The sequence below is a fragment of the Vibrio sp. 2033 genome, assembly GCF_033339735.1.
Genome location: NZ_JAWOVC010000002.1, coordinates 1 through 24675, shown reverse-complemented (window position 1 = coordinate 24675; position 24675 = coordinate 1). Strand labels below are relative to the sequence as shown.

Below are 24675 nucleotides of genomic sequence, written 5' to 3'. Positions count from 1 at the left end.
CAAAACTGCGACATAGATATATAAAGATAAGATAATTGTGCTCATGCTCAATTATTAGGCATGTATAAACTAATCGCCGTACGATTTATCCCTTCCATGTAATGCAGAAGGTGGCGGAAGGCGTTTGCTGGTGCTCTCTCAGCCTGTGTAGGATGTAATAATTCATAGCAATAATCATTAAGTGGATGAAAACCAAGTAATGCCGCTTGCTGTCGCCACGCTTCAAGTTGCTGTTTGGTTTTTGGGCGTAAGTTATGAGCCCCTTGCTGTAGAATCGCGTGAGATAACTGTTGCCATTTCAGTAAAAAATCAGAGAGTTGATTTCGTTCCATTTAGTTTTTGTCCTTTGTTTTTATTTGCACTAAGCCGAATTTTTCATCAGAGAGTGGGGTTTTGGTAAACATCGCCAATACCTCAAAATAACTCTGTTTTGCATTGCAGTTCCAGCGACCAAAGAGCAGTTGCTGATGCTCATTACTCATAGATAAGTCTATATTTTTTGGGATACGAACATTCACCCTTGTATCGCATGTGGTAACGATCTCCGCTTCTTGATAGTGACAATATGGCATGTGTTGCGTCTGGTATGCTTGTTCGCAGCATAGCCAACCTAATTGATCCGTATTGGATGCAAAACGGTTTGATAAACGACGGGTTTGCATACGCTGCCATTGGGCACGAACCTGAAGTTCTGGGTGATCAAACAAGGTTTCCCATTCAATATCGGTAGGAGACGATGTGATTTTAGTATCTTTTATGGATAACTCATTGTGATGCGTTATTTTTGATTGCGCCGAAAACGACATCAGTGCCAATGAAGGCAGAGCTTTGAGATCGCACTGAGTATGCGCAAACGCCAATTGACTATTCCAGCCTTGATTTCGCTGTGCTTTTCGACCATCGGTGATGGTAGTCCATTGGTGCTGAACATGATCATAAAGATAAAAACGATACCCTTGAGCGCCTTTATCGGTACGCCAAAACTCCACACTTATCCCCATTAGGTTGTGATAACTCACTGGATGATAACGGCGCTTGTGTTCACCCGCTAAGAGATACAGTGGACAAGGCAGTGGCGTTTGTTGTAAAGCATGAAGTTGCAAGCTTAATGCCGTGATCTGCGGTATGACGGTGGCGTAGTCAACATCAATATAGTTAGCGACTAAATACTCAATCGTATTCAATACACTATTGAGTTGGGCTGACAGAGAGGGTAAATCCACTTGGTTTAACTCAAGTACCAAAGTATGCGCTTGTGCCAGTTGTGCAGGAACGATGTTTTGCACGCCCACTGAGAGCGTCTCTTCTAACCATTGTTCTAATTGCTGTAATTGAGCGCGTTGCTTATCGCTGATTTGTTCAATGAAGATCGCCTCATCCATGGCTAAGGTATTGCCTTGTATGGAAAGTGCAATCAGTGCCGCCGCTTGGTGTACGCAAGGGTGTTGTTTGCATGAGCAGGTGGCAAGTTCCCATTGCGACGCTCGTGGGAAATAGAGACGAAAGGATTTGCTGCTTGCGAAATGACATTGAACGATGGCGTGTTCATCATGGATTTCTACATCAAGGGTAATCCCTTTTCGCCAGTGCTGAATGGCCTTGGTGACGGTGCTCTTTCCCATAATAGGGGCGAGGTCATCACAGTGCTGTATAAACCAATCGTTAAGGGAAAAAGGCGCCAAAGAGGAGGCGACCTCTGTGGTGGTTTCAGGAGTAGTTTGACTTTCACATTGACGTAATGCAATAAAAAACGCCACTTTATGAAAGCAGGTATTGATGGCACCACACGAGCAAGTTAAGGCATCAATGCTCTTTTCACTGAGCGTTAATTGGTGTTGATCAATGACGCCATTTAGGTGAGAGGGGGTGATGTCCCACTCACTGATATCCATATCTTGGCTTTGTTTGGTGGCGCGACGTAATAAACCGCGATTTGTCCAGTTAACTAAGAAATCATCGCTTAATTGTTGCGACCAGTGTAGCAATGTCATTATTTGATTACCTCAGCAACCCATTGACTTAAATGTTCGGGCGTCATTGATGCTATCTCCATCCCCTTATGTAACAGTTGGTTGGTGATTTGATTGTCGTACTGTGGAATGCCCGCCGTATCTAATGCCGTTAATCCAAGCAGGGTTACGCCATCGCGGTGCATTTTTTCAGTATAGTGATACAGCGAAGCGGGTGAGCCACCTTCATAGAAATCACTGATCAATACCACCATGCTACGAGCCGGATCCGTGATGCGTTCATGCGTGTATTGCATGGCTAAACCGATGTTTGTCCCACCACCTAATTGAGAATTCAACAAGATGGCCAGAGGATCCCCTGCATGATCGGTGACATCGACAACCCGTGTATCAAATAAATAAAGTTTGACATTGAGCATAGGCAATCGACAAAAAATGGTGGCTACCACAGCGGCATGGATCAAGGAATTTAACATCGAACCACTTTGGTCAACCACCAAATGAATGTCCCACGGCACTTTATTTTGTTGGGTTTGATAAAAGAAAGGGCGTTCTAAAATAAACGTCTCTGTGTCAATTTGGTAGTGCTTTAAATTTCGTTTAATGGTGTGATGCCAATGCGTATAGGATAACGGCATCGGTTGTGCGTGGCTCATCGGTATTCTGTGATGAGAAAAAACACTGCGAATTTGTTGTACGAGTACCTCTTCTAACTCTTTGCATACGGTTTGAATAATGCGTTCTAGCTCAGAATGAAGAGAGGCTGGGATTTGTTCGCGAAACGATAACAGCAGTTGCAATAAATCCAAATCGGCCGTTTGTTGCTTGAGGGTATCTTCATCGAGTAGCAGCGATGTTAAGCCATAGCGCGCTAAACCGTGTTGTTGTAAAATCTCTACGGTGGATTTAGGAAAGGCTTTTTTTACGCTTGAGAGCCATGTTATTGGGCTAGGTAAACCGCTGTTGATGCCACCTTTAGACGACACGGTAAATCGGTCTTTATATTCCTGTGAATACAGTTGATCCAGACACTGATCTTTTAATGCGTCTTCTTGATTAAGGGTGTGTGAATAGCGTTGGCCTAAGATTAACCGCCAACGTCGATTTTGCTCATTAGTCATGAGAGATCCCCCATAATGATAGCCACTCTTCAGCTAGGTGTTGAAGTTGATTCGCTTGAAGTAAAGTATCATGACTTGGTATCGTTAAATTGAGCCATAAAGTATCGCTCTCTTGGTGACATAAGTGCCCAAACTCTTCGATTTGATTAGGGGTCATGAGCATAAAGGCGCGACGCAAAGCGGGAAGCGTGTGCAGAAAATCGTGTTCATCAAACTCAGAAATGATCTGATCTAACGCCGGTTGGATCGCATCATAATATTGGTATATTTGCGTGTCGACTAAGCCCAACCCATAACAGAAATCCCCCAGAGAATCCGGAGTGAGATGGCATTGGCTGGCGGCACTTCTCATCATTAATATCACGTTTTGTTGTTCATCTTCTTCGTTTGAAGAGGGAGCAATCGATAAGGCCAATCCTGCAAATACCCCTTGTATCTCAAAAGGGACGGCAATGTCAGACAGCGAATGAATCGCATCCAATAAAAAATAGGCCGGACATAATTGTGGCATTCGATTAATCAGCTTTCCAAGATCAGAAAGCAAGGTTGCCTCAGCGGTGCTGGAATGCCCATTAATGGCACGAGGCAGCCGAGTGCAAAGACGAACATAACAACGGTAAATCAAGCGTTCTATCTCGTTTTTCGTGTCTTGCACAAACAACGAACTGTTCCATTGAGAGCGAAATAACAGCGTCAGTGTTTGATTAAGAATATGCAGATCACTTTCTTTATCCACCTGCTCAGAGAGGCGATGTAAGAATGGGGTAAGCCATTTTTCCAGCCCCATCTGCAAAGAACGCAATAGCAACGCCACAAGATTTTCGCTGTTTAGGTATTCATCAGCGAGGTGTTGTTGTATTTTATAGTTGATCGCTTCTACAATGGTGCTGCCTTGGTAGCCAAGCTCAATTAATGTGGTTTCTGTAGTAAGTTCGTATTGAATCAGCCACTTTTCTCGTACGCGATAAAGATCCGTTTGAGTGACAAAATTCGGGCCTGCGATCTGAGTGGCGTAAGGAATCGATAAAAAAGCCAAACGATGTAAACACTGAGAAAGCGCAAGGTGTTTGGGACTTCGATAAATAGCCAGCTCTTTAGTAATAGTGAGATCACTGAGTGTTTTTGGTAATGCAAAAGCATCACATTGACGGTGAAAGTCAATGATGATCGGCGAAGAAGGCAGCGTATTCGGCACCTTTCCGTATTGTGAATCAACAAAAAAAGCATCAAGCCATAATGAAAAACGCGATATGTGATCGCTTAAGCTCGGATCTTTTTCTAAGATTAAGCACGCGGCCTCACAAAACTCACTGCGTCCGACTGGCACTTGGCGCAGTTGAGCTAAATGCTCGGCGGCCACCACCAAATCGACCAATTGCGGCATGGCAACAGGGTGCTCTTTTTGCTGTAAGAATGACATGAGCTCTGTCGCCAGTTCCGTGTGCAGGCGGGTGGCTAGTGTTGCTCGTTCTTTCTTCGTGCTTGATTTTAGTTTTTTCCACCAATGCGCATAATAGCCACTTTGCGATAAATGCGCGCCGTACTGGGGATGACTTAATCGTGATAAAGGATAAGGGATCAGGTATTGATAAGACGTTTCCACTTTTATTTGAGGTAAAAAATCGGAGGTGCCTTGTTGTAAATAGTGCGAGATCCCCATGCAGTGAAACGCACCACAGACCACCAATACGCGTTTTCCCTCTTGGATATGAGGCGCAATGTGGCTTGCCATGTACTGTTCACGGTATTGAGTGTGACGATCCGTCTCGACACGCCCCTCCCGCATTTGCAGTCCAAATAGGTGCATGCGTGTAAAAAACTCAGAAGGTGACAAGGTCACATTGGCTTCAAAATGGCGATCCCACCACTGATCAAAATGTTCGCACCCAGAGCGTTGAAGTAACGCGTCAAGGTAACGGTGTTGAAAATGCTTTTTTTCACTGGAAGCGTAAATTAACGGGTTATTTCCTTCTTCGTTTTCCTCTTCCTCGTTACTCTCATTCCAATAACCGTAAGGCAAATCAATAAATTGGCAAGGAATGTTCTTTTTCTTTGCGACTTTTAGAGCGTTCCATTCAGGTGACATCTCTGCAAATGGGATAAACCCGCGTTGAGCATAAGGGTCACTCTGGGTCTCATTCGTTAAGCGTGCTTGTTTGTGTAGATAAATCGCCACTGGCGCTTGGCATTCATCGGCTTGCATGTAGGGCAGCAAGGATTGTGCATCATGTGGTGTTTCAATGAGAATCACATCAGGTTTGGCTTGTTTGATCAATTGCAACAAGTACCAACTGCATGTTGGACTGTGATGACGAATGGGAGCCCAAATGAGGTTATTATCGTGATGGAATTGAGCCGCAAGAGAAAGAAGATCAGATCCCTGCATGTTTGCATCCATCTAAGAATAGGGCCCATTGTGGGTCATTCGCACGCTGACGAGTGATCACCCGGATGTAATCGCTTAATGATTCATGATCTTTTTGATTGTCTTTAATGACGGTGCCCATTAAAAATTGAGCCAAATGCACAGGAGTAACGTGATTATCCCCAAAGTAGTGGCACTGCATGGCGGCATGAAAGGCTAAGTTGATGCTTTCAGGTATGGAGAGTAACGTCGAAGGCGTTGGGATGCTCACTCCTGCCACTTGGCCTGATTTCAATTCATCAAATACCGTGACTAATACATCAATGGTGTCATTCTCTAAACGTAAATCGACTTTTTCATGTTTGAGTCGATCATTCACTTGCGTCATGACTAATTCAATGCGTTGCTGGCGTTGAGCTAAGGGTTTCAATACTTCAAAATTAAAACGACGCTTGAGAGCAGAAGACATTTGATTAACGCCTCGGTCGTTTAAATTTGTAGATGCAATGATGGTGAATCCAGGCTGAGATAATAGGTAGTTGGTCTCAGATTGAATCTCTGGAATGTGCAAAATGCGATCCGATAAGATAGGGATCAGGTTATCTTGCACTTCTGTTGGGCAGCGCGTTAACTCTTCAAAACGCATGATGGCCCCTTGTTTCATGGCATTAAAGAGTGGGCCGGGTACCATGGCATCCATGGTTGGGCCTGATTTTAGCAGGGTAGCGTAGTTCCAACTGTAGCGAATGTTTTCTTCAAATAACCCAGCACTGCCTTGAACGGTATAGGTACTGTTACCACAGATAGCGGCGCTCAGCAGTTCAGACAGTAACGATTTTGCGGTGCCAGGCTCACCAACAAGCATTAAGCCTTGTTGACCAAGCAGCGTGACGATGGCGCGCTCTACCACCGCATCGTTACCGTAAATTTTACGTGTGATGATTTGCCCTGAAATTGGCGTGTCGCTACCAAGAATGAAGGTGCGTACCGCTTTAGGACTGAGTTGCCAATGAGCGGGCTTTGATGATGTATCCGCATCTTGTAGTGCTGTTAATTGTTCTTTGTACAGTTGCTCTGCGGGTAATCGTTGTACTGCAAACATGGTTAATCCATTTCATGTGAGTCATGCCACCAATAGGGAGTTGATGGCATGTATTAACGTGTTTAATGTAGGGTTATTTTATTGATTCAATATCATTAATTACTTCACTGTAGACCATTGGGGAGACGTTACCCAGCTCCAGTAAGTGATTGTTGCGATCCGAATAATAATGATAATCACCCGTGAAAAACTTAACGTGTGGGATGGTTTGATTCTCGTCATAATCGTACGATCCCATACAAAAGCCTTCTTCCATATAAATCAGGGCGCTGATGTTGGCTTGAACAAAGTATTTTTCGAACCATTGCACCGAGCCGCCATCCAAAGGCTCACCGGTTCGCCATCCACGTTTTTCCAACGAGCTGCGCATACGTGATGTGCCGAATTTTTCTTTTTTATAGCGAGTGATCGTTTTATACGCGTGATCGTCTTCGGCTAACGTAAAGGTTGGGCGTGACAATTGAGCAAAAGGCGGCACAATCTCATAATCATCCAATAGATTATTCCACTCGATGCACGTTGCTTCTTCCAGCGTTAATGGGTGGACGACAGAGAACAGGCTCTCGTTGTCTATCGTAATGTTTTCATCATCAATATCCACAAACTGGTTGCTTTCGTCTAGACGAGCAAGCGTGATCTTATCTTGGTGCTGAATTGACCAAACCACACGACGTGCAATGTAACTGAGTAGTGGGTTGTGACCCCATGTTTGATTAAATAAGCTTGGTGAGAAAAGACGACCGGTGATCATCGCTTGCTCTAAACGATCAACCGCATTACGGTACACTTGTTTGATGTGTTTACGGAATTGAGTCAGCTCTGCGCGGCGTACTTTTAACAGCTCAGCATCATCGTCTTTACGTGTCGCTGGTGCCGATTTTAGCACTTTGCCATCTAAGCTGGTGATCAGTGAACCTTCATCGCAGAGTGTTAACGTTAGCGTACGCTCCCCAAATGGGAAAGCCGCGTTTCCTTGTTGGTCAAAGCCGAGATCCGCAGACACAAGATCTGAAATCTCATCGCGAGAAATGCCTCTTTCTTTTGCCAGTTGATTCAGGGCTTTAATGCAGCGCTCTTTCAATCCTTGGCTACGGGCTTTGCGTGACCAGTGATCCAGCCAAGTGAGTGCCACGGTAGAGCTTTGGTAAGCTAAGACTTCAACTTTATAGAAGGCACTGGCAGACGCCCCGTTGCGTGATTCATCATCGAGATCTTTGCCGTAGGCTTGCATCAAGGTGTCATCACCCAGTAAAGCCGCAGAGAACAATACCCATCCTAAGCGACGCGATTTATCATCCGCTTGTTGATAGAGGGCGTCCCATAACGGTTTGAAGCCTGCGTTATCACAGTGTGCGATCACCTTAACCAATAAACTTGAGTGCTGTTTCGCGCTCTCTTCTGATAATTTAGAGATCACCCATTGCATGACTTTTGGTGGTAACGGGTTACCTGTTGTCCAATGAAGTGATGGTAAATTCTCAAGCTCGATGCCTTTTGGTAGTGCGCCAGCAAATTCACTTAATAGTGCTTCAAGCTGGGTAAGGGTATCCGTTGAAAGTGGTGCATCGGCATCTAATTGCGTTTCAAGCTCGCTCTGAGCTAGCGTGATCGTAATGGCGATGTTGTTCATCAATAGGCTTAATGTATGGTTTTTCTCTTTTACTCGGGCTTTATTTAATGCCGGAAGCGCCTCTGGAATAGGGGCTTGAGATAAGGCTTCAGCCACTTGCTTTCGAGTCGCGAGTTTTTTATGCGCCAATAGGTCAATAATGATAGGGTACGTCTCATTTGGCGACCATTGAAGCGCTAATGCCATTGATCGTGCTGAGGCATTGGGACTGAACGCTTTAAATACGGTTAACGTATTGGCGGATTGCAGTGGTAAATAGAGTGACCATAGCAGATCCATCGCCAGAGAATCCATTGTGGATAAGATAATCTCCGCGGCCTTAATGGCATTCTCTTGGTAATACTCTAGGAAAAACTGAAATGCGTGTTTATTGGTTTCTGTATAACCGCCATCAGCCTCGATATCTTGAACCCAAAAAGTCAGGCAAAGCAGTGCATTTTGCTCATTATTATCATGGTGTTCCATGAGTTTTTTAAATAATGCTAGCTGATAATAGTGTGGACAAACGTGATGAATTATGGCACTCAGTGTCACCACTAAAGCACGCTCACCATGTTGGCTCAGCAAGTTATTGGCGATTTGTTCGACATAAGAATCGAAGTTTTTCACCCAATTTTCAGAGGTGTCACAGCCACACTCAGGATCACGACAGTTTGCATTGGCTTTGATGGATTTAATGGCTTGCTTAACGGTTTTATGATCATCATTAGACACGGCTTGTAATAATTGTTTCACCGTATTCGCTGGATTTGTATCAACACTCACCTCATTTTCTTGTCCGGATAGAGTGGCAAGCAATGATTTTATCTCAGCGACTTTTTCTTTTTTGAACAATGGCGTCGTTGTGCTCACGATGATGTCGGTCAGGCTTGGATCTGACACCAATGAAAGCAATGCTTCACACGCGTGAAAGCGCACATTTTTTTTACGAGAAGATAAGGCATTCAATAATGCATCACTTGCTGTGGAACCTTGTTTAAGCAATCCTTTTGTTGCCGCTTGTCGTACGCTCTCAATGGTATCATCAAGATAGTCAATTAAGGTAGGGATCGCAGCAGGATCCGTCGAGACACTCAAGGCGTTGACAAGGAAAAAGCGCTGCGGGATTTTTTTGGTTTGGAGTGCAGAAATCAACACATGTGGAAAACCTGTACCAATAACAGCCAGCCCTTTTTCCTCTTTCTTATCAATGCGAAGCTCTGAGCGTCCCCAATCGACAATACGTTGAACCATGCGAGTGGCCACATTCTCATTACAGAAAAGGTTAAGAAGCTCTACTTTATGCAGATGCTTAAGTATGAATTTTTCCATGTGTTGGTCTGATAATGCCGACAACACAGCACTGTTTGTTCTTAGGTCGTAAGCACTTAAATGCTCAACAAGGTAATCCGCACGAGCGTCGTCAATCTGTTGATTTTGCTTTTTTAAATGTAATGCAAGCCAAGGAAATAACGCCATTGCTCGTGAATGGCCATCATAATTTTGTGGCACAGGGTAAGCTAAGGCTATTTGACAAATTGCGTCACTGTGTTGGTCGAAGTAAGGTGCAATGTCATCATAATCGACACGATGATTCTCAGCAATTATGCACAGTTGTTCTGGAGTGATGCTGTGACACGTGAATGCTAAGAAATCCAGAGAATATATATATCTTGCTTGCGTTGCAGCGATGTTGATGGCGTCACACACGTCTTGGTGTGGCCAGCATGCAAACATCTCCTCTAGTGTGCTTTGCTCTCTATCATCAACAACGTCCTCGGCAATTTTTGTTAGTAAGCAAGCAGGGGTTTGATCGACATTGATCTGTTTATTTTTTAAAAATTCAAAGTAGAGAGATAAAGAAATGGATTCTAAGAATGAAGGCAGCGCATCAATTAATGGTTGAACATCACCTTGAGCCTTCTTTATCAAAGACACCGAGTAGTCGGTCATTTTACCATATTGATTCCAACGATTGATGTTTTCAGGTTCTTTACTGGCTTGAGTAAATAAATCAATACAATCAGCAATGGTATAGCCATTAGAAGCCCCACTGAGTGTATACCATGAGTTTATCTCAGTCGCGAGATTGAGGATCTGCTTTTTGTGCAGTTCCCACAGTATATTCTTATATTGGTCGCCATCTTCAAAGTGCTCACGCAATTCATCTTTTATTTCATAAAAAGAGTCGTTGTCTTCAACAATTTTTTTAGCAATATTTAGTTCTGATTCAGTTATCATACTACGCTCACTATTTAGTGATTTATTTTTATTAAAAAGGTAAGTCTGCCTTGTCTTGGCGTCGTCGATCTTCTATCTGATTTGATCAACAATGCCATCTCGAATTAATGACCGTTTTCAGGAACCAAGCCCGCACCTTCAGTTGACTCGGTACACAGTGAGCGGCATTAGCTACAATGCCGCTTTTTCTTATTCAACGATATGTGGCATGAAACGTTCTTTATGAAGCTGGAGTACTTCACCTGTGAACTCTCTCACAGCGATACCGGAAGATTCCATATCTAGTGCTTCGCCATCTACCCACGGAGCGAGCCAAGAGCAAACGATGGCTTTTGTTTCGCCCTGATCTGCAGATGTAGTTGGGCAAAGTTCTTGATAAATGAAATCATCTTCAGCGTAAAATCCAGAGGTTTCGTGAACGAGCTTGTCATCATGATAGAACTCAATGTTGTTGCTCATTCGGCCTTGGAGCGGCTTTTTTACGTAATGTGAGAGGTGGGGGGGCTTTTCCATGAATGATGGAATAACGTATTGCCATGCTTCAGCGTTTGCAGTAACAAAAGCCTCTATTACACGATCTTCCTTAGCAAGCACGTCTTTTAAATACGTTAACCATGCCCAGACTCCCTTATTTGAGACGAACCATCGCCAAGCGGGCTCCATGAAACGTGTTTTATTAGACCACTTGTGCCACTCTAAAAGGGGATTAGACGTTTCAGCATATAGGTCCCGAACCATGTCTTCCCAAGGGTAGAGTGCGAAAATGTAATCTAACTCTAAATCGTCAAGTAACCACGTACTTCGATTTAGGGAGAAATCATAAACCAGCCTATTGATGTCGGAGAACTGGACCAAATGTTCGGTTTGCTCGTTAAATGCATGGAAAAGCAGTTCTGTAGTGATACAGTCTTCAGTCAACTTTGTATCACATAAGAAAGCCACACGCTTGGGCGATTTACCTATCACTCGGTCTAAAGTCTTAGTCAAGTTTTCATAATGTAGATTGTATTGGTCGTTTGCCTGATCGAGCTTAGTAACCAAATGATCCTGCATAATCACAGAATCATAATACATCGTTGGAGTGTCTAAGTTACCTTCGTAGAACTTTAAAACCTTACCATTCTCAAAATCATAGGCGATATCAAATCTGCCGTAGATTGCCTCATGATTTTGCTCATAGGTATGGATGGCATACTCAACAAACTCGGGAAACTGTTCGATGAATTCCCTTCCATAAAAGGTTGGAATTAGGGATTTGTAGGCTTCAGAAAAAAGAAAGTCTAGAGAATTGACGAGTAGATTGTAAACCTGCTCGGAAGCAATGTTGATGGCTTTAACCTCCTCTCGTGTAAAGCGATAGAAAGGGGTTTGGGCATCCTTATTCTCAGGAAAAACAAACTCGTCTTCCAATGGCGTTAAAGAAGTATTGCCACCATGAATCAATGCGATCGCAGATGTGCGGGGGCACTCTGCTTCCAGAGCGAAGTAATCTGGTGTCACGGGTAATAGTATTTTACGCATATTTGTGTGCATGAAGGGGGAGCCCCCCCCCTTATTTCCTGAGATGAAACTATCCACCCCACGAGCGAGATGAACTGAAACCCATCGAGCTACTGCGGCTGGAAGAACGTTTTGTTGAGAACGCTTGACGTTGTTGAGATAGTGTCTTGTCGGATGATGCTTTTGCTTTGATTGCAGCGGCACGCTCGGCAGATGTTTTTTTAACAGTTTGCGCACTGTAGATCCGTTTCTCTTTGGACGTTGTCGTGCTGTAGCTATCCATCGTTGAGTAAGACGTACGCGAGTAGCTATTCCAACTCGAATAATTCGAGACGTGGCGATAACACTCGTTGTCGTCGTCATCAAAAAGATAGCCGGGTTCGCAATTTGACTGACTGCTCAACTCTCGAGCGAGTTGTGAGTTGGCTTTTCCGGAATGGGTCTTATCCAGTTGAATAATATATTCAGTCACGCCACTCTTCGTGTCACCTTTGACGTTCAGTACCGCGACGTACAGATACTTCACGTTATTGAGGTAACCGTATCGTGCACCTACAACTTCGGGATGAATCTTTTGAATTTCAGCCAGAAACTCTTTGAGTTCGATATCTTCGTTATTCAGTGTTAAAAGAACGTCATCAACAGCATTTTGAATTTGATCAGGCGAGGGCGTTATGGTGTTGTCGTATTGGTGAGAGGAGCTATGTACTGTGGCCATTACAGTCATGCCGGTAATGAAACCAGCGCCACCCACCAACGCAATCTGAGACTTTTTCATTGTTTGCACCTATGCTGGTTAGTTGCTCATTGAAGCTGCGTTGATGAGACCAGCACTAATTGAAATGCTAGCAAGCAAAATAGCTTTAGCTTTTTCACCTGCGTTGATACGCTCAACAATAGTGGGAAGAGTGAGACGAACCAAAGCAAATACGGAAATTTGAACAACCATTGCAACCACACCCCAGATCGCAAAGTCTATCAAGTTTACTGATACTTTTGAGGCAGCAGTCAACGCTAAAATGAAACCTAAAAGGGCACCGCCAAACGAAATCGCTGCTGCTTCATTGTTTTGTTTTATCAATGCAAACTCGTCGTGAGGTGTAAATTTGGTATATACAAAAGCGAAAACAATAACCATCAGTAACGAAAGGCCAAAATATGCAATGAAAGGAATTAGCCCAGAAAGGGATTGCATTACATTAAATTCATAGGAGTTGAACATCTAGAGTTATCCTTGTTGGTGATTAATAGTTAACTGTGTGAGAGGTATGGAAACGCCAAGTGCGATGGAGCAGATGTAATTTCCTCGGTGAACAATATCGTGGTTGTCGTTAACCACGACTTCTTGCTCGACATTGACAATGACGATCTCTTGCATTTGCGCGGTTATATCTCGAAAGAATACAGCGAAGTTATTGTCAATAGTGTTTAAGTCATCGCCGATGACTTCCACGACTTCTAGGCCACCAAGCACACCCGTTAATCGGTGATATTCAGCGCCTTCAAAAGAAAATATTTCACTTTCTTCAATTATGTTTCGCCAGTAGTTTTCTGTTGCTTTATCACTCTTCGAACAAAACTCGTCTCCGGCATCTAATTGATATTTGAACAGCATAATGTCGATAAGGTTGTCAATTTTGTTTTCGCCAAAAAAGTTAAACTGAAAGAAGTAATCGTCTTCGGTATAGAAACGATGCGTATGTTCACCTCTTTCATTGTGGCTAGATTTACCGGTCACTTTTTTCGTCTCAGAACCAATCTGAAACTTTAGTTCAGGCGTGAAACGAAGCATCGGATAATCAACAGTGATAAGTTTTTGGAGGTCTATACCTAAAGTCGCTGTTTCACATTTCGTGTTTTCAACGAGATCAGGATTAGTTTTTAATTCAAAAAGTGTTTTGAGTTTTCTTAACATAAATAATTCTTCAAATGAGTTTCAATTTTCTGGATCTCTTGGTTTGCGATGTAATGAATAAAATCACCACCGCTGACCATGGCATCATCATCGGGGTTGAGCTGCAAATTTCGCCCTAGCTTGTCACTCTTTTTGGAAAAGCCTATCGAGATGACTTTTAGCTCTCGCTTAAGGATTGCCGACAATTCAGAGAAAGCCATTTCTCGCATTTGAATGGGGAGTTTAAGTGTGAAATGTGTTGCTAAAAAAGCAGGGTTAAGCAGCGCCTCTGTGCAAGAGCTGCTACCAGGGAACATTGCTGAGCGTGAAAGTAGGTGTTCGTCATGAATATTGATAATCTCAGTGCGGCCACTCGCGCCTTCTAACAGAGCTTGAATGTCCTCACACTCTGAATAGACTACGATATGGGCGTTGGATCCAATACGCTCTAGGTAGTGATCGACGGCAACTGCAGTTAAATAGTTAACTGCATCTATACCCGTGTTTACGATAATGCTATCGCACTTTTCCAAACCCAGTCGTTTTAGCTCTTTAACAGAAACATAGTTCTCAACATTTACATAGAGAATATCGGTGTTCATCAGAGGATGCTCTAAACCTTTTTCATCAGAAACGATGACGATTTTTTCTTATTTGCTTGGAGAAGCTTTGTCAGCTTAGCCGTGCGTTGTGGTATCCAACCAAAGACAATGATATGTCTACTGAGATCGCTCACGTCAATTGTTCCTGCTACAAATCTTTTTTTCAGTGTTAAGTACAATTCGCCTAACTTCGCCAGCGCTGAGCCAAATAGCAAAATACCAGTAGGGGCGATAATCAATGCATAGAACAACCGGCCTCCAGGCGTTACTGGTGAGATATCCCCGAAGCCAACTGTGCTCATTGAGACACTGTACCAATAGGTATAATCAATAAAGTTTTGGGTCAGCGGTTCACTGAATGCGGCGAGCATTGCCCATGTAAAAAGGTAGTGAATGAAATAGGTGGCGAGGAGTACTCGCCACGTTGTATTTCCCACCATCCTTTGCAAGAAACTCACTAGCAATGGACGATGTAAAAACATTGAATCACCAACCTAAACCGTCATCATCGGTTGTCGCTGCGTCGATTTTATCTTGTAGGCTATTTGATGAAGCGTTCTTACGTTCACGTTGCAGTCGAATGAGTTCTCTTTCTTCTTCTTGACGTCGGGCGAGTTTTGACACGGCACCGCCGCCAGCTACAGATACGCCTTTAATCTCTGCTGCAAGCTCTGTTTGTGCTTTGTGAACTTTAATTAGCTCAGCATTCGCACGATAGTTTGCAATCAGTTGCTCTTCTGCTTGGATTTCATTTTCCATCTCTACAATCAAAGTGCGATTTTCTTTAATTGTATCTAGCGTGAACTCATATGCTTCAATCTGTGGCGTATACTTCGCTTTTAGTGACTTGATCTCGTTATGAATTTCTAGGCCTAAAGCTCGGAATTCTGTTGCTTTTTGCTCATCACCAGCTGCTTTAGCGTTGTCATGGCGTTGTTTGATGTCTGCCAAACTCGCTTCATAACCTTCTACTTGAGACTCGTAAGCTTCAAGGTCTCGTTTTTGGACACGGTTTTTTGCCTCGCACTCATCGACTTTCTGTTTTGCGCCAGTTAGACGTTTACGAGCACGAGCAATATTCGACTCATGAATTTCTACGCCATAGCGGTCATCGATAGCCTCTTCTGCTTTCTTGGCTACGGCTTCGCCAAGTCCAAATAATTTTTTAAACAAACTCACGGTGTATTTCTCCTGAAATTAGTTTTGCTGATTATGCTCAGTAATCAGCTGCGCGACTTCAAACGCGTTGATAGCCAGTTTATTAAGCTCTTTCTCTACGCCTTCGATAGGCGTGTTAGACAATGTCTCACCTAAAATCACATAGCATTCTTCGCCATCGATCTCTTCCAAGGCGAAACTAGATAAAGGCAACAGCTTTGCTGCTTTCAATAAGCAATAATTCAGTTTTGCTGGATCCTTAACCTGATCGACCGAGGCCAGCACTGCCTCAGCGGTCATGTATTCTCCGTTTATGACAACAGCAATTGCTAAGTCTTGATGCTCTTTTAAAACAACAGAAAGAGAAGATTCACCGATCACTGTAGGGATGAACTTAGTTTCATTTAAAGATGATGCCAATTCGTTAGCAGTCCACATATTCACTTCCATCTGTATTTGTTTGCTATAAGTTGTGCTCACTCATGAGGAAAAACGTTCCCACTGAGTTTACTTCAAACCGCACAGGTGGCGGTCAAACGATATCGTCTTGTTCAGGGGAGGAGAGTACGCCTTTAACCATTCGGTTAGCTTAGAAATATCAATGGGCGTATCGGACCTGCTTGAAAAACAAAGCAATTATATCGTGATGGTTAGGGTTATTCACTTGGCAAAATGTCTGTTCGTATAAGCAATCTCACGGTTCTTGCCGACATAAAGAAAGCATGTTCTATTTTGATGTGTCTTTGGTGCTTTTTGATAACTTGGATGTGCAATTCAATTAACGGGTTTGCATGCGACAAAAAGGTATACGTGAGCAGGATCTGCTTGATTCGTACTCTTCTTTCCTAAGGCTAAATACACCAGAGGAAGTTTTTCTATTGGACAGAAAACTGTAGTAACGCACCATTTTAAAATGGTGCCGAGGGATACGACTCACGAACCGTAATATCATATCTTCCTTCGTCAACGTCTTCGTTTTGTTCTGACCATCTCGATGGTCTAGGTACTTAAACATGCCCGTTCCTCCGTTGTTGGCTCATCGCTCGCAGCTTCAATTTGATGGCTGTCCGCCGTGTGTTCAGACATCCACTCCGTTACACGTTGCTGCCCTAATTATGGTGTTGTGTAGCGACTAAGATAGTCGTAGCACCGCAAATCAAAGTTTGGGCCTTCATCAGCGTTTGTTTCTTGCGGAATTTTTTGCGTGAGAGAGTTGTAATCGTCGTAGCTCACTAAACCAGTACGAGTTCGATGGATTTGCTCAAGGTCGAAAATATGTTCTCTGTCTGGCGTACCACCGCCTTGGGAATGATAAATCATTGGTCCTAGGTATTTGTCTTGACAATTTATCGATACCACTTCATTCATTACACGAACATCAACGCTGAAACGAGCTAAAAAGCTTTCTGGTGTTTGTAGCAATCATTTACTGCTATCTTTGATGTCGCCACCGATGTGCCAGGGATGGACACAGTTAGCAAGGCAAGAGTTGGGCAAAAGCCAACACAAACGGGTAAGCGACATTCTCTCCACATCGATCGCCTCAGGTTCATTCCATGCGTTTTCAAGGATGGAATGGCAGGGTAACAACGTTCTAATGATAGGAAAGATTCATCGATACTTTACATGTGTTGTTCTGGAGCGAGTCGACTAATAACTTGCATCATTTGGGACGACAGGTCTGCGTACAATTCGTAATTGGATGATAAGGTAATGATTCCTTTCTGCTCACAAAGTGCTTTAACTTGAAAGAATGATTTGAACTTCTCAATGCCTGCTTCTTTGGCTTGTCGATTTGCAGCCACCACGCCCCCCGTCGCTATTGGAAAGAACAACGACGGGCTTACCTCGCCAGTCGGGACGGAAAACTTGCTCAGCACTACAATAAAATGAGTTCGAATCGACTAAGGCATACATTATTTTTGCTCTCAGCAGGTTACTTGGTCGATGACAACGTATGGATCTGATGACTACACCTTCTAACGAAAATGAGTCACATTCGGTAATCAGGGTTGGTTGATACTTACTGTGTGCCGATAATAGCCGCTTGCGATGAATATGAATTCACCATTGAGGTTTGTGACAATAACGTCGTTCTGTTTAACATCTATATGTCGAAAACGATCAGCAAATCCTGATCAAATATACCTAGCCCTTGCATGGAATCACCACATGCTCGCCCGATGAAGGTTGCATTGGGATGCTCTACTAGCAGTTCGTCTAGATCTAGAGAGTTGAATGTATTCAGTAGCTGGAGACTAAATCCAGTGATGCCAGCATGTGCGCTAATTGGAATAACTCTCATAAATAATACTGTGTAAGTGAACAGTATTATTTGGTGTGAAAAGTCATTTTGGCAAGTGGGTGTAAACTGTCGGCCTAATATCTCAGCAAATTTAATTATGTGATTTGAAGGTTTGTTCCTATGTTTCTGATAATCAAGAATATATGAGGACAAACGTAGTGATGGAATTAGATCAAAGGCGACTTACCGCGGTTAAGAACCTGCTTATTGAGATCGAGTTTTGCACTGATGAGGTGGTCGAAGAGGGGAGTCGAAAAGGGCTGTATATAGATATAAACGATTGGCATCTTTACCCAGTGTTTCAGTTTGATGAAGAGATGGAAATATATGGTTAACTAAAGAGACGTCTTGATGACTTAAGAGCAGGCCGAGATGAAGTTGATGTCCTTCACGGGAGCTTTTCTGAGAAAAGCGTGCTGATGTGCAAGGCGGTTACGTCTTACTAGTTGGTCGAGAAAGCTTTGAGTTTCGGTGACTTAAAAGCTCATTATGAACTGGTGTCGGCAGAAGCTAGACAGAGTGAGTATCTGACCGCTCGTCCTATTGAGTACCTAGGAAAAGACGAATTCGACGTATTTGTCGACGATTGGAAGCTTGGAGACTATCGAATGATCCCGAGGAAAGAGGTTAAGGGCATTTCGGGGTGGTGAAGCTGAAGTAGGAAACATCAAAGCGTGACTTTGAGCCTAGTAATTTCCCCTATCAAAAGTTATCCGAAGGAGTTAGGGTAACACTATTATTCTGAAACTATGAGGCATCATACAATCTAATTTCTTTTAACTTTCATTAACCTATTGATTAGATTGTTGGTATGGTATTAAAAAGGTTACATAATAGGAATATGAAATGGGCTAAAAGCCGCATAGAAAGCGTTATGCTCTTTGGAGGGGATAATGACATCCTTATCCGATATTAGCTCTAGGCTTCAATAATCTTTACTTTGTTGTATTCGCGTAGAGCTCGCCCACCGATAGGATTAGTACAGGTTAAGTTGATTAAGTATTCACCTGTTGAAAGTAGGTTGGCGGCCTCAGTGAGTGTTGGAACACAAACCTTATTTTTTGCCTTGTTTGTCCTGTTTGAGTCAGTTGGCGTATGAATCTTTTTATTTAGCACATAATGACCATCAAGGTTCTGCTTTGCGACAAACTCTAAGCCTTTAACTTTACCACGTGTACCAGTAGCTGAGATTTTGATTACGTTTTTATATTTCATTTTAAGTCACCCTGAATTGCGTGCGTAGATCATAAATTGGTAAGCCTGCGTAATCAAAAATAAATTAATCTCTAAAAATCAAAGCAATAAAATGCATTGGAACGAGCATAACAAAGCATTTAAGAGGGATTCTCAACGCTTGGCATTTTCAGTTTGAGTCGGCAGTAGTGTTTACGGCACAATGCTTTAGGTAGGGTGGTTTGCGTTGTTCACCCCTTAACGCGGCGTTATGCTGCAATGAGCTTTCGATATGATCTAATGTTACATAAATCGTTATTATCCCGAGAGAAATCGAATCATGTATCAATTGCGCTGCACTAAGAAATCACAAGACTTGCTGGGTCTTAGACCCCAAGACATGTCAGATATTGAAAGCGAACATCATATTCTCGGTAATTGGTATATGCATACATTTACTCAAGAGCGTCGAAAATGTCTCTTTTTCATGGAAGAGAAAACTCTGATGTCTTTTGTGCTTATCGGTTTCAAAAAGTCAGAATTCAAGCATTTTAATGAAGCTTTCAAAAGTGGGTTGTTGACCTTACTAGAGCTTGAAAATGCTCCAAATGAGATTCTTTCTTCGTTTGGAAATGCAGAGCTGAATATTAGCTTTACCAAAACTGACAGTCGAAAGTTACTTGGTCACGTTAACGATAAAATGTCGTTGTACCAAGATTTCATATATTCAGATGGCGGTTTTGAGCATTGTGATGTAGCGCAGATCACCGCAAAAATTAATAGAATGCCTCAAAAAGAGCTGGGTTGGGCATTATCAATAGATGTCTTCAATGAGCTCTTCAACTAGCAACATAACAAACTGTTCAAGAGGGATTCGCAACGCGTGGCATTTTTACTATGCGTTACGTTTGGTGTTTAGGTTGTATGTGGGGGCATCGGTATTGCGTTGCTCACACCTTAACAGGGCGTTGTGAAAATGAGGGGAATTAACATGTTAGATAGTGAAAAAATCGAATTAATAGAATCTTATGTCAGTAGCTACAATGCTTTTGATGTGGTTGGATTACTCGATCTTCTTGACGATGGTGTAGTGTTCGAGAATGAGTCAAATGGAGAAATTACCGCTCGTTCAAACGGCAAAGTTGAGTTTGAAAGCTTGGCTTCTGAGTCGGCAAAGATTTTTAGTGCTCATCAGCAAGTTGTGCTAGCTACGGAGATGTTGGAAATGGCAGCGACGGTCAACATTGAGTATATGGGGACTTTGGCAATAGACCTACCTAACGGTCTCAAAGCGGGGCAGGTTTTGGAGTTAAAAGGTCGAACATACTTTGAGTTTCAAAATGGTAAAATTAGTTACATAAAAGATGTCAGCTAAATTTGTATAACAAACAATTTAAATAGATTCGCAACGCTCGACATTTTTGGTTTAAATCAGTTTTAGTGTTTAAGGCGGTGTGCCGCGGCTTTTGTATTACATTGCTCACACCTTAACAGGAAGTTTTGCCTTTTCACGTTGAACAATTCGTGCTAATAAGTGCTTTAATTTGATTGGTCTTGTGAATGTATTGGTTGTTGTCATGAAATCTGAGTTTATAGTTATCGGTTTAATTAGCAGTTTTTCTATAGGTAGCTTAGCTAACGATATTCGGATTACCACGCCTGTTGACGAAAAAGAAGTAGGCTGTTCCAGTGTTGTTTGTAAAAATATTATTGCAGAAAAAAGTGTTAGTAAAGCAGGGGACTTTCCAGAAAGAACGGGTAATGAAACCTTCTCGGCTATAGGGAATGTATTATTCGTAGTTGGTGAAATGGGTTTAGCTGAAAACTTGCAAGAAGATAATGTTGACCACAGGGTTATGAAGCACCCTTGAACATAGGTATAACAAAGCATTTAAGAGTGATTCCCAGCGTGTGGTATTTTTACTGTGCCTCGATTTTAGTGTTTAAAGTGGTTACGTGAGCTTCGGTATTGCGTTGCTCACCACTTAAGCGGCGTTAGTGCTCTCGCTAAAAATCAAGAATAAGGATTTTTAATGTCAAAATTTCAGTTTTATAGTAAGCCCGATACCAATGATAAAGCGTTTACATTTCTAGATATGGGCACAAACAGTTTTCTCGATGAAAAAGAAATATTATTTAAGCAGGGGTTTGAGGTCTCAGGAGATGTCATTTTTGCCGCTACTCCAAAAGAGGCTGTAGAGAAATATAGATCAAATTTTTTATATGTATCAGAAGAATACACGTATTCAAACTTGATTACAGCGATACCTTTGCTATTGATTGATTGTTTTAGGTGGGCATTTGGTCGCCGTTCAAAGCACTAAAAAAGTATTTAAGGCAGATTCGCAATGCATGGCATTTAGGTTTCTTTTAAATTTAGCGTTTACGTCCATAGTGGTTTAGGCTCAGTGGCAGTGTTGCTCATTACTTAACGCGGCGTTAGCCCTCAAAAGTAAAATATGGATACTTCCCCAGAAATAGAGTTATCTAAAGAGTAGCATAACTCAATTGAAGTCCTCAGAAACAAGTCGTTTCCTGAACATCAAGTAACTCGTTCTTACTATAAGCAACTCCCGTATATGAGGGCTTTAAAGTACAGAGATGATCAACTGGTTGGTGACATGGGGCTGGACTATAGAGTTGTTAGCGTCGGCGATGAAATTTACAAATATTGGGCGTTAGTGACTTTTATGTTGAACAATCACCTCAAAGAAATGGTATTGGAACTGCCATGTTGTCTCAACTCAGCGAGTATGCCTCAAGCAAACAGATCGACTTTATTAATTTAATCTCCGATTTAGATACTTTTGTTATGGTAATGGTTATCTTCGTCTTAGTTCTTTAAGCTCTTGGTTGCGAATACATGATCATAAGAATGATGGCGTTGCAGTTGATCAAGTCGATGATTTGTATGTTAAACCGATTAGCGGTAAAACTTGGGCTGTTGGTCATATAAACTGGTTAGGGTATATGTATTAGTCGGGTATCGGGCTAGCAAATTGTTCAAGAGGGATTTCAGCACGCGCGGCATTTTTTACTATGCGCTGGTTTTAGTGGTTAAGGCGGCATCGGTGTTGCGTTTCTCACACCTTGACAGGGCGTAATATTCAAATTAAGCCAATAAGGTTCTGTCCAAAATAAGCTACGCGCGGTGTGAAATAGGGGCTCGAAAGAGCCCCAAGCATTGTCATGACTTAGACTTTGTCCCTACTTTACGGCTCTTCCTCTTAACGCTTCAAAGGTTGCTCTAACGCGAGATGTGGTGTTGGAAGTGGCGTTTTCTGAAAGCGGCGTCAATAAACTTTCGTCGCAGATAGTGAAACGGGCCATGCAGTCTTGCTCGAACTTAGATTGCTTCTCCTTCTTGCCCAGACCTCCAATCGTTCGACCCATGTCATACTTTTTGTCCATGAATTTGGCGAGCTCATCATTTTGGTACTTCTCTACATTAAAGCTTCTATAGCCGTAGCCCATGTTAGACAGTATCGACTCTAGAAGGGCCAAGGCCTGCTGAATGTCCTCGGCTTCATACTCTTTTAGCTCTAATCCTCTTGAATCAGTTGTGCGACTGCCGTCGGCACGTTCAATTTGACCAATAGTTTCACACAAATGGTGGATCGGGGCAGCGAACTGATGAATGGTATCGCCGTTTTCGAGAGTAACAGTCCCTCGTTCAATGTTTGCCACGCGTTCGAGGTTTTCTTTGACTGCAAGTTTGAGATACACCTGAATTTTCTCGAAGTAGCTGTCTTTTAGAGACATGATGTGTGGTTGAAAGTGCTCTGTGGCGTATCTACGCTCTATGTCGTACTTTGAGTTTGGTATCTTAGTAGCGGTATCCAATGGGATCTGGAAGATAACGTCAAATGAGACGACAGAGTCTCTATCAATAACAGTTCCTCTTACTGATATAGACTTACCGTTATCACGTGGTAGACGCAATTGATACCATACCTTAATGTTTGCAGTATTTGCGTTTTCTTCTCTCATGTCGGAAATGATTTTATTTGCTTCAATTACACTGATCATAAGTTGTCCTTTTTATTATATTTATTAGTAAGGTTATTTAAATAGTAAGCTCTTGTTTTTCCAAGCAATATAAAGTTATTTTACATATTTTTACTATTAAATATTAATTCGTGGTTTTTTTCATACTTGGATTGCTAAGTTAGTGATTTATTTGCATTAGTTTGTTTGGTAATTAATTTACTTATATTTAAAAAATATTTTTAGTCAACTTATTATTCTGATTAAGAACCATAATAAGTTGACTAAAATTAGTAAGCTAGAGTTTACTCTTTAAGGTTAGAGCTAGCCCTTGCTCCTCGCACATCTCTAAGTAGCGTTCGATATGTCCGCTTGCGTTTGCATCTTGTATAGCATTCAGAATCTGGGGGATGGTGTGGACGGTGTGTAGTCCGTCGTCGCGCCTTAACTGGAAGTCTTGTTGCTCTTTGTAGTCTCCCAGATGGCTTTCTGCCTCAATAGTAAGGGGAACAAAAGCCCAACATATGCAGCAATGATTCAATGAACTCAATCAATAGCTCTGCCAGATGTTGATTGACTAATGCAAAGAATTCATCACGAGTCATTTTGGGAGAATTGAACCAAGATTTGCTGTAGCGTTCCTTATGCCATTTTTGATTGATTTTCACCCTGAAAACAAAGGCATGAAGCTTGGAGTCGTATTCCCTGGAACCGCCCTCGTTGTAAAGTTGAAGGTAAGTGCGGAGGCGTGAGTACTTGAGAGCTTTATTGTTTTTTGTGAAATCTCTCGCTCTGAAGCGAAGCACCACATTGCAGTGGCGGTCATCATGACTCAGAAGATGACCGTGCTCATTCTCTATGGTCTGGGTTGGGCCTTTAACAATGGCATAAGCACGCTTAGATTCAAGAATATTTAACTGTTTAAGGCTTTGACTGTCACTTTCGGTCATTGTAAATCGACCGTTATTCAGCAGTTTTTTAGGGAGTATGCGTTGCTGTGTCCCATCTTTGAAGAAGGAAAGTACAAGGCTGGCCTGTTAGTCTTGTTTCGTGATTTATTGGGCTTACTTAAACGATAGGACATACCGTTGGGTAGCTTGTCTGTTTGAGATTTGTAACTAAGCCTAGCTTGCACACCAACGGCTTCTAACTGCTCTAGAAAAACTGGGAGGGTTGGCTTTGCATTAAGAAGCCTGTTTTGTTCAAGAACAAAGTCTAGCTTGCGTCGTGTTTGGGCTTTATCGCCCCCTTTAACTTTTTGGTTTGGTGTGATGCGAATGGGCTTTAGTTTATAGTTCTCATCCCTTTCGTTAATCTTATCGCCTGGATTGGCGACGCTACCGAGTCCAAATTCCTTTTCAATTTCACGCATGACCATCGTGGCTTTAGGGTGGTTCTGCCATTCGTTAACGACTTTCTTTGTTTTGACATCTATGGCTCCGCAGTTGATGTGGATATGGCTATGGTCAGTGTCATGGTGAATAAACACAACATATTTTGTGTGTTGAAGTCCCATTCTACGCATATACTTCTTCACGAGCTTGCGCTATTGTTTATGGCTAAGCTGCTCACCTTTCTGAAGAGATATCATTCGGTGGCTGGTGGGTTTCTGCATTCCAGTCTTGCTTTTATAATTTGCTATCTCACG

At 42.5% G+C, this 24675-nt stretch carries 25 protein-coding genes and 4 pseudogenes; 7 read left to right on the top strand and 22 right to left on the bottom strand.

The window, feature by feature from the left end:
- Positions 1-47: 47 nt before the first annotated feature.
- The 18 genes and pseudogenes from R7P74_RS03485 to R7P74_RS03400 form a co-directional block, all read right to left on the bottom strand.
- The gene (locus tag R7P74_RS03485; protein WP_213899875.1) at positions 48-332 is read right to left on the bottom strand and encodes a hypothetical protein; all 285 of its coding nucleotides are present in this window, start codon (positions 330-332) and stop codon (positions 48-50) included.
- On the bottom strand, positions 333-1991 hold the full coding sequence (locus R7P74_RS03480) for a hypothetical protein (protein WP_262634093.1): 1659 nt from the start codon (positions 1989-1991) through the stop codon (positions 333-335).
- On the bottom strand, positions 1991-3091 hold the full coding sequence (locus R7P74_RS03475; RefSeq protein ID WP_225473091.1) for a VWA domain-containing protein: 1101 nt from the start codon (positions 3089-3091) through the stop codon (positions 1991-1993). Before R7P74_RS03475 ends, R7P74_RS03480 begins: the two co-directional genes overlap by 1 nt.
- The gene (locus tag R7P74_RS03470; protein WP_225473090.1) at positions 3084-5477 is read right to left on the bottom strand and encodes a DUF5682 family protein; all 2394 of its coding nucleotides are present in this window, start codon (positions 5475-5477) and stop codon (positions 3084-3086) included. The genes R7P74_RS03475 and R7P74_RS03470 overlap by 8 nt, the downstream gene beginning before the upstream one ends.
- On the bottom strand, positions 5464-6558 hold the full coding sequence (locus R7P74_RS03465) for an ATP-binding protein (protein WP_225473089.1): 1095 nt from the start codon (positions 6556-6558) through the stop codon (positions 5464-5466). The genes R7P74_RS03470 and R7P74_RS03465 overlap by 14 nt, the downstream gene beginning before the upstream one ends.
- Before the next feature lie 73 nt (positions 6559-6631).
- Entirely contained in the window at positions 6632-10408 is a 3777-nt protein-coding gene (locus tag R7P74_RS03460) for a DUF4132 domain-containing protein (protein ID WP_315957173.1), read from the bottom strand.
- A 189-nt stretch (positions 10409-10597) separates the two neighbouring features.
- Positions 10598-11929 (bottom strand): glutathionylspermidine synthase family protein, encoded by a 1332-nt coding sequence (locus R7P74_RS03455; protein ID WP_225473087.1) that lies wholly within the window; start codon positions 11927-11929, stop codon positions 10598-10600.
- Between the two features lie 49 nt (positions 11930-11978).
- Positions 11979-12686 carry a hypothetical protein gene (locus R7P74_RS03450; protein ID WP_225473086.1) on the bottom strand — a complete coding sequence of 236 codons (708 nt, stop codon included), beginning with the start codon at positions 12684-12686 and terminating at the stop codon, positions 11979-11981.
- 18 nt (positions 12687-12704) lie between these two features.
- Entirely contained in the window at positions 12705-13130 is a 426-nt protein-coding gene (locus R7P74_RS03445) for a DUF350 domain-containing protein (RefSeq protein WP_225473085.1), read from the bottom strand.
- A gap of 6 nt (positions 13131-13136) precedes the next feature.
- Positions 13137-13823 carry a DUF2491 family protein gene (locus tag R7P74_RS03440; RefSeq protein WP_213899866.1) on the bottom strand — a complete coding sequence of 229 codons (687 nt, stop codon included), beginning with the start codon at positions 13821-13823 and terminating at the stop codon, positions 13137-13139.
- On the bottom strand, positions 13817-14404 hold the full coding sequence (locus tag R7P74_RS03435) for a hypothetical protein (protein WP_225473084.1): 588 nt from the start codon (positions 14402-14404) through the stop codon (positions 13817-13819). The genes R7P74_RS03440 and R7P74_RS03435 overlap by 7 nt, the downstream gene beginning before the upstream one ends.
- A gap of 11 nt (positions 14405-14415) precedes the next feature.
- A complete protein-coding gene (locus R7P74_RS03430) occupies positions 14416-14886 on the bottom strand; it encodes a potassium channel family protein (protein ID WP_225473083.1) in 471 nt (156 codons plus the stop codon).
- Positions 14887-14890: 4 nt separating this feature from the next.
- Positions 14891-15583 (bottom strand): hypothetical protein, encoded by a 693-nt coding sequence (locus R7P74_RS03425; RefSeq protein WP_225473082.1) that lies wholly within the window; start codon positions 15581-15583, stop codon positions 14891-14893.
- An 18-nt stretch (positions 15584-15601) separates the two neighbouring features.
- On the bottom strand, positions 15602-16000 hold the full coding sequence (locus tag R7P74_RS03420; RefSeq protein WP_225473081.1) for a DUF2170 family protein: 399 nt from the start codon (positions 15998-16000) through the stop codon (positions 15602-15604).
- 378 nt (positions 16001-16378) lie between these two features.
- A pseudogene (locus R7P74_RS03415) lies at positions 16379-16592 on the bottom strand (transposase); the annotation flags it as partial.
- An 83-nt stretch (positions 16593-16675) separates the two neighbouring features.
- Positions 16676-16984, bottom strand: a complete 309-nt coding sequence (locus R7P74_RS03410) for a hypothetical protein (protein WP_225473080.1) — start codon at positions 16982-16984, stop codon at positions 16676-16678.
- A gap of 44 nt (positions 16985-17028) precedes the next feature.
- A pseudogene (locus tag R7P74_RS03405) lies at positions 17029-17479 on the bottom strand (Y-family DNA polymerase); the annotation flags it as partial.
- A gap of 12 nt (positions 17480-17491) precedes the next feature.
- Positions 17492-17867, bottom strand: a pseudogene (locus tag R7P74_RS03400) (LexA family protein); the annotation flags it as partial.
- 158 nt (positions 17868-18025) lie between these two features.
- Between R7P74_RS03400 and R7P74_RS03395 the strand changes: the two are divergent.
- The gene (locus tag R7P74_RS03395) at positions 18026-18202 is read left to right on the top strand and encodes a hypothetical protein (protein WP_225473079.1); all 177 of its coding nucleotides are present in this window, start codon (positions 18026-18028) and stop codon (positions 18200-18202) included.
- A 126-nt stretch (positions 18203-18328) separates the two neighbouring features.
- Positions 18329-18517, top strand: coding sequence for a hypothetical protein (locus R7P74_RS03390; protein WP_213899862.1), 189 nt, complete (start codon positions 18329-18331; stop codon positions 18515-18517).
- Between the two features lie 268 nt (positions 18518-18785).
- Here R7P74_RS03390 and R7P74_RS03385 read toward each other — a convergent pair whose 3' ends face one another.
- On the bottom strand, positions 18786-19082 hold the full coding sequence (locus R7P74_RS03385; RefSeq protein WP_225473078.1) for a hypothetical protein: 297 nt from the start codon (positions 19080-19082) through the stop codon (positions 18786-18788).
- A gap of 298 nt (positions 19083-19380) precedes the next feature.
- On the opposite strand from R7P74_RS03385, the gene R7P74_RS03380 reads away from it, so the two are divergent.
- The 5 genes and pseudogenes from R7P74_RS03380 to R7P74_RS03360 all read left to right on the top strand — a co-directional run bounded on the left by R7P74_RS03380 (position 19381) and on the right by R7P74_RS03360 (position 22019).
- Entirely contained in the window at positions 19381-19887 is a 507-nt protein-coding gene (locus R7P74_RS03380; protein ID WP_318122680.1) for a DUF6933 domain-containing protein, read from the top strand.
- Positions 19888-20031: 144 nt separating this feature from the next.
- Positions 20032-20415, top strand: coding sequence for a nuclear transport factor 2 family protein (locus tag R7P74_RS03375; protein WP_225473075.1), 384 nt, complete (start codon positions 20032-20034; stop codon positions 20413-20415).
- A 202-nt stretch (positions 20416-20617) separates the two neighbouring features.
- Positions 20618-20911 carry a hypothetical protein gene (locus tag R7P74_RS03370; RefSeq protein WP_225473073.1) on the top strand — a complete coding sequence of 98 codons (294 nt, stop codon included), beginning with the start codon at positions 20618-20620 and terminating at the stop codon, positions 20909-20911.
- Positions 20912-21073: 162 nt separating this feature from the next.
- Positions 21074-21364: a hypothetical protein gene (locus R7P74_RS03365; protein ID WP_225473072.1), complete on the top strand. Its 291-nt coding sequence runs from the start codon at positions 21074-21076 to the stop codon at positions 21362-21364.
- A 183-nt stretch (positions 21365-21547) separates the two neighbouring features.
- Positions 21548-22019 (top strand): annotated as a pseudogene (locus R7P74_RS03360) (GNAT family N-acetyltransferase).
- Positions 22020-22247: 228 nt separating this feature from the next.
- On the opposite strand, the gene R7P74_RS03355 reads toward R7P74_RS03360, so the two are convergent.
- The 3 genes from R7P74_RS03355 to R7P74_RS03345 all read right to left on the bottom strand — a co-directional run bounded on the left by R7P74_RS03355 (position 22248) and on the right by R7P74_RS03345 (position 24564).
- On the bottom strand, positions 22248-23069 hold the full coding sequence (locus R7P74_RS03355) for a hypothetical protein (RefSeq protein WP_225473071.1): 822 nt from the start codon (positions 23067-23069) through the stop codon (positions 22248-22250).
- A gap of 452 nt (positions 23070-23521) precedes the next feature.
- Complete coding sequence (locus tag R7P74_RS03350) at positions 23522-23977, bottom strand: hypothetical protein (protein WP_225473070.1); 456 nt, start codon at positions 23975-23977, stop codon at positions 23522-23524.
- 17 nt (positions 23978-23994) lie between these two features.
- Positions 23995-24564 (bottom strand): relaxase/mobilization nuclease domain-containing protein, encoded by a 570-nt coding sequence (locus R7P74_RS03345; RefSeq protein ID WP_262634092.1) that lies wholly within the window; start codon positions 24562-24564, stop codon positions 23995-23997.
- Between the last annotated feature and the right edge of the window lie 111 nt (positions 24565-24675).

Bases quoted from the DNA above. Each gene is read 5' to 3' on its own strand.
- R7P74_RS03485 (WP_213899875.1), bottom strand. From the start codon at position 332: ATGGAACGAAATCAACTCTCTGATTTTTTACTGAAATGGCAACAGTTA.
- R7P74_RS03480 (WP_262634093.1), bottom strand. From the start codon at position 1,991: ATGACATTGCTACACTGGTCGCAACAATTAAGCGATGATTTCTTAGTT.
- R7P74_RS03475 (WP_225473091.1), bottom strand. From the start codon at position 3,091: ATGACTAATGAGCAAAATCGACGTTGGCGGTTAATCTTAGGCCAACGC.
- R7P74_RS03470 (WP_225473090.1), bottom strand. From the start codon at position 5,477: ATGCAGGGATCTGATCTTCTTTCTCTTGCGGCTCAATTCCATCACGAT.
- R7P74_RS03465 (WP_225473089.1), bottom strand. From the start codon at position 6,558: ATGTTTGCAGTACAACGATTACCCGCAGAGCAACTGTACAAAGAACAA.
- R7P74_RS03460 (WP_315957173.1), bottom strand. From the start codon at position 10,408: ATGATAACTGAATCAGAACTAAATATTGCTAAAAAAATTGTTGAAGAC.
- R7P74_RS03455 (WP_225473087.1), bottom strand. From the start codon at position 11,929: ATGCGTAAAATACTATTACCCGTGACACCAGATTACTTCGCTCTGGAA.
- R7P74_RS03450 (WP_225473086.1), bottom strand. From the start codon at position 12,686: ATGAAAAAGTCTCAGATTGCGTTGGTGGGTGGCGCTGGTTTCATTACC.
- R7P74_RS03445 (WP_225473085.1), bottom strand. From the start codon at position 13,130: ATGTTCAACTCCTATGAATTTAATGTAATGCAATCCCTTTCTGGGCTA.
- R7P74_RS03440 (WP_213899866.1), bottom strand. From the start codon at position 13,823: ATGTTAAGAAAACTCAAAACACTTTTTGAATTAAAAACTAATCCTGAT.
- R7P74_RS03435 (WP_225473084.1), bottom strand. From the start codon at position 14,404: ATGAACACCGATATTCTCTATGTAAATGTTGAGAACTATGTTTCTGTT.
- R7P74_RS03430 (WP_225473083.1), bottom strand. From the start codon at position 14,886: ATGTTTTTACATCGTCCATTGCTAGTGAGTTTCTTGCAAAGGATGGTG.
- R7P74_RS03420 (WP_225473081.1), bottom strand. From the start codon at position 16,000: ATGTGGACTGCTAACGAATTGGCATCATCTTTAAATGAAACTAAGTTC.
- R7P74_RS03385 (WP_225473078.1), bottom strand. From the start codon at position 19,082: ATGAAATATAAAAACGTAATCAAAATCTCAGCTACTGGTACACGTGGT.
- R7P74_RS03380 (WP_318122680.1), top strand. From the start codon at position 19,381: ATGTATCAATTGCGCTGCACTAAGAAATCACAAGACTTGCTGGGTCTT.
- R7P74_RS03375 (WP_225473075.1), top strand. From the start codon at position 20,032: ATGTTAGATAGTGAAAAAATCGAATTAATAGAATCTTATGTCAGTAGC.
- R7P74_RS03370 (WP_225473073.1), top strand. From the start codon at position 20,618: ATGAAATCTGAGTTTATAGTTATCGGTTTAATTAGCAGTTTTTCTATA.
- R7P74_RS03365 (WP_225473072.1), top strand. From the start codon at position 21,074: ATGTCAAAATTTCAGTTTTATAGTAAGCCCGATACCAATGATAAAGCG.
- R7P74_RS03355 (WP_225473071.1), bottom strand. From the start codon at position 23,069: ATGATCAGTGTAATTGAAGCAAATAAAATCATTTCCGACATGAGAGAA.
- R7P74_RS03350 (WP_225473070.1), bottom strand. From the start codon at position 23,977: ATGACCGAAAGTGACAGTCAAAGCCTTAAACAGTTAAATATTCTTGAA.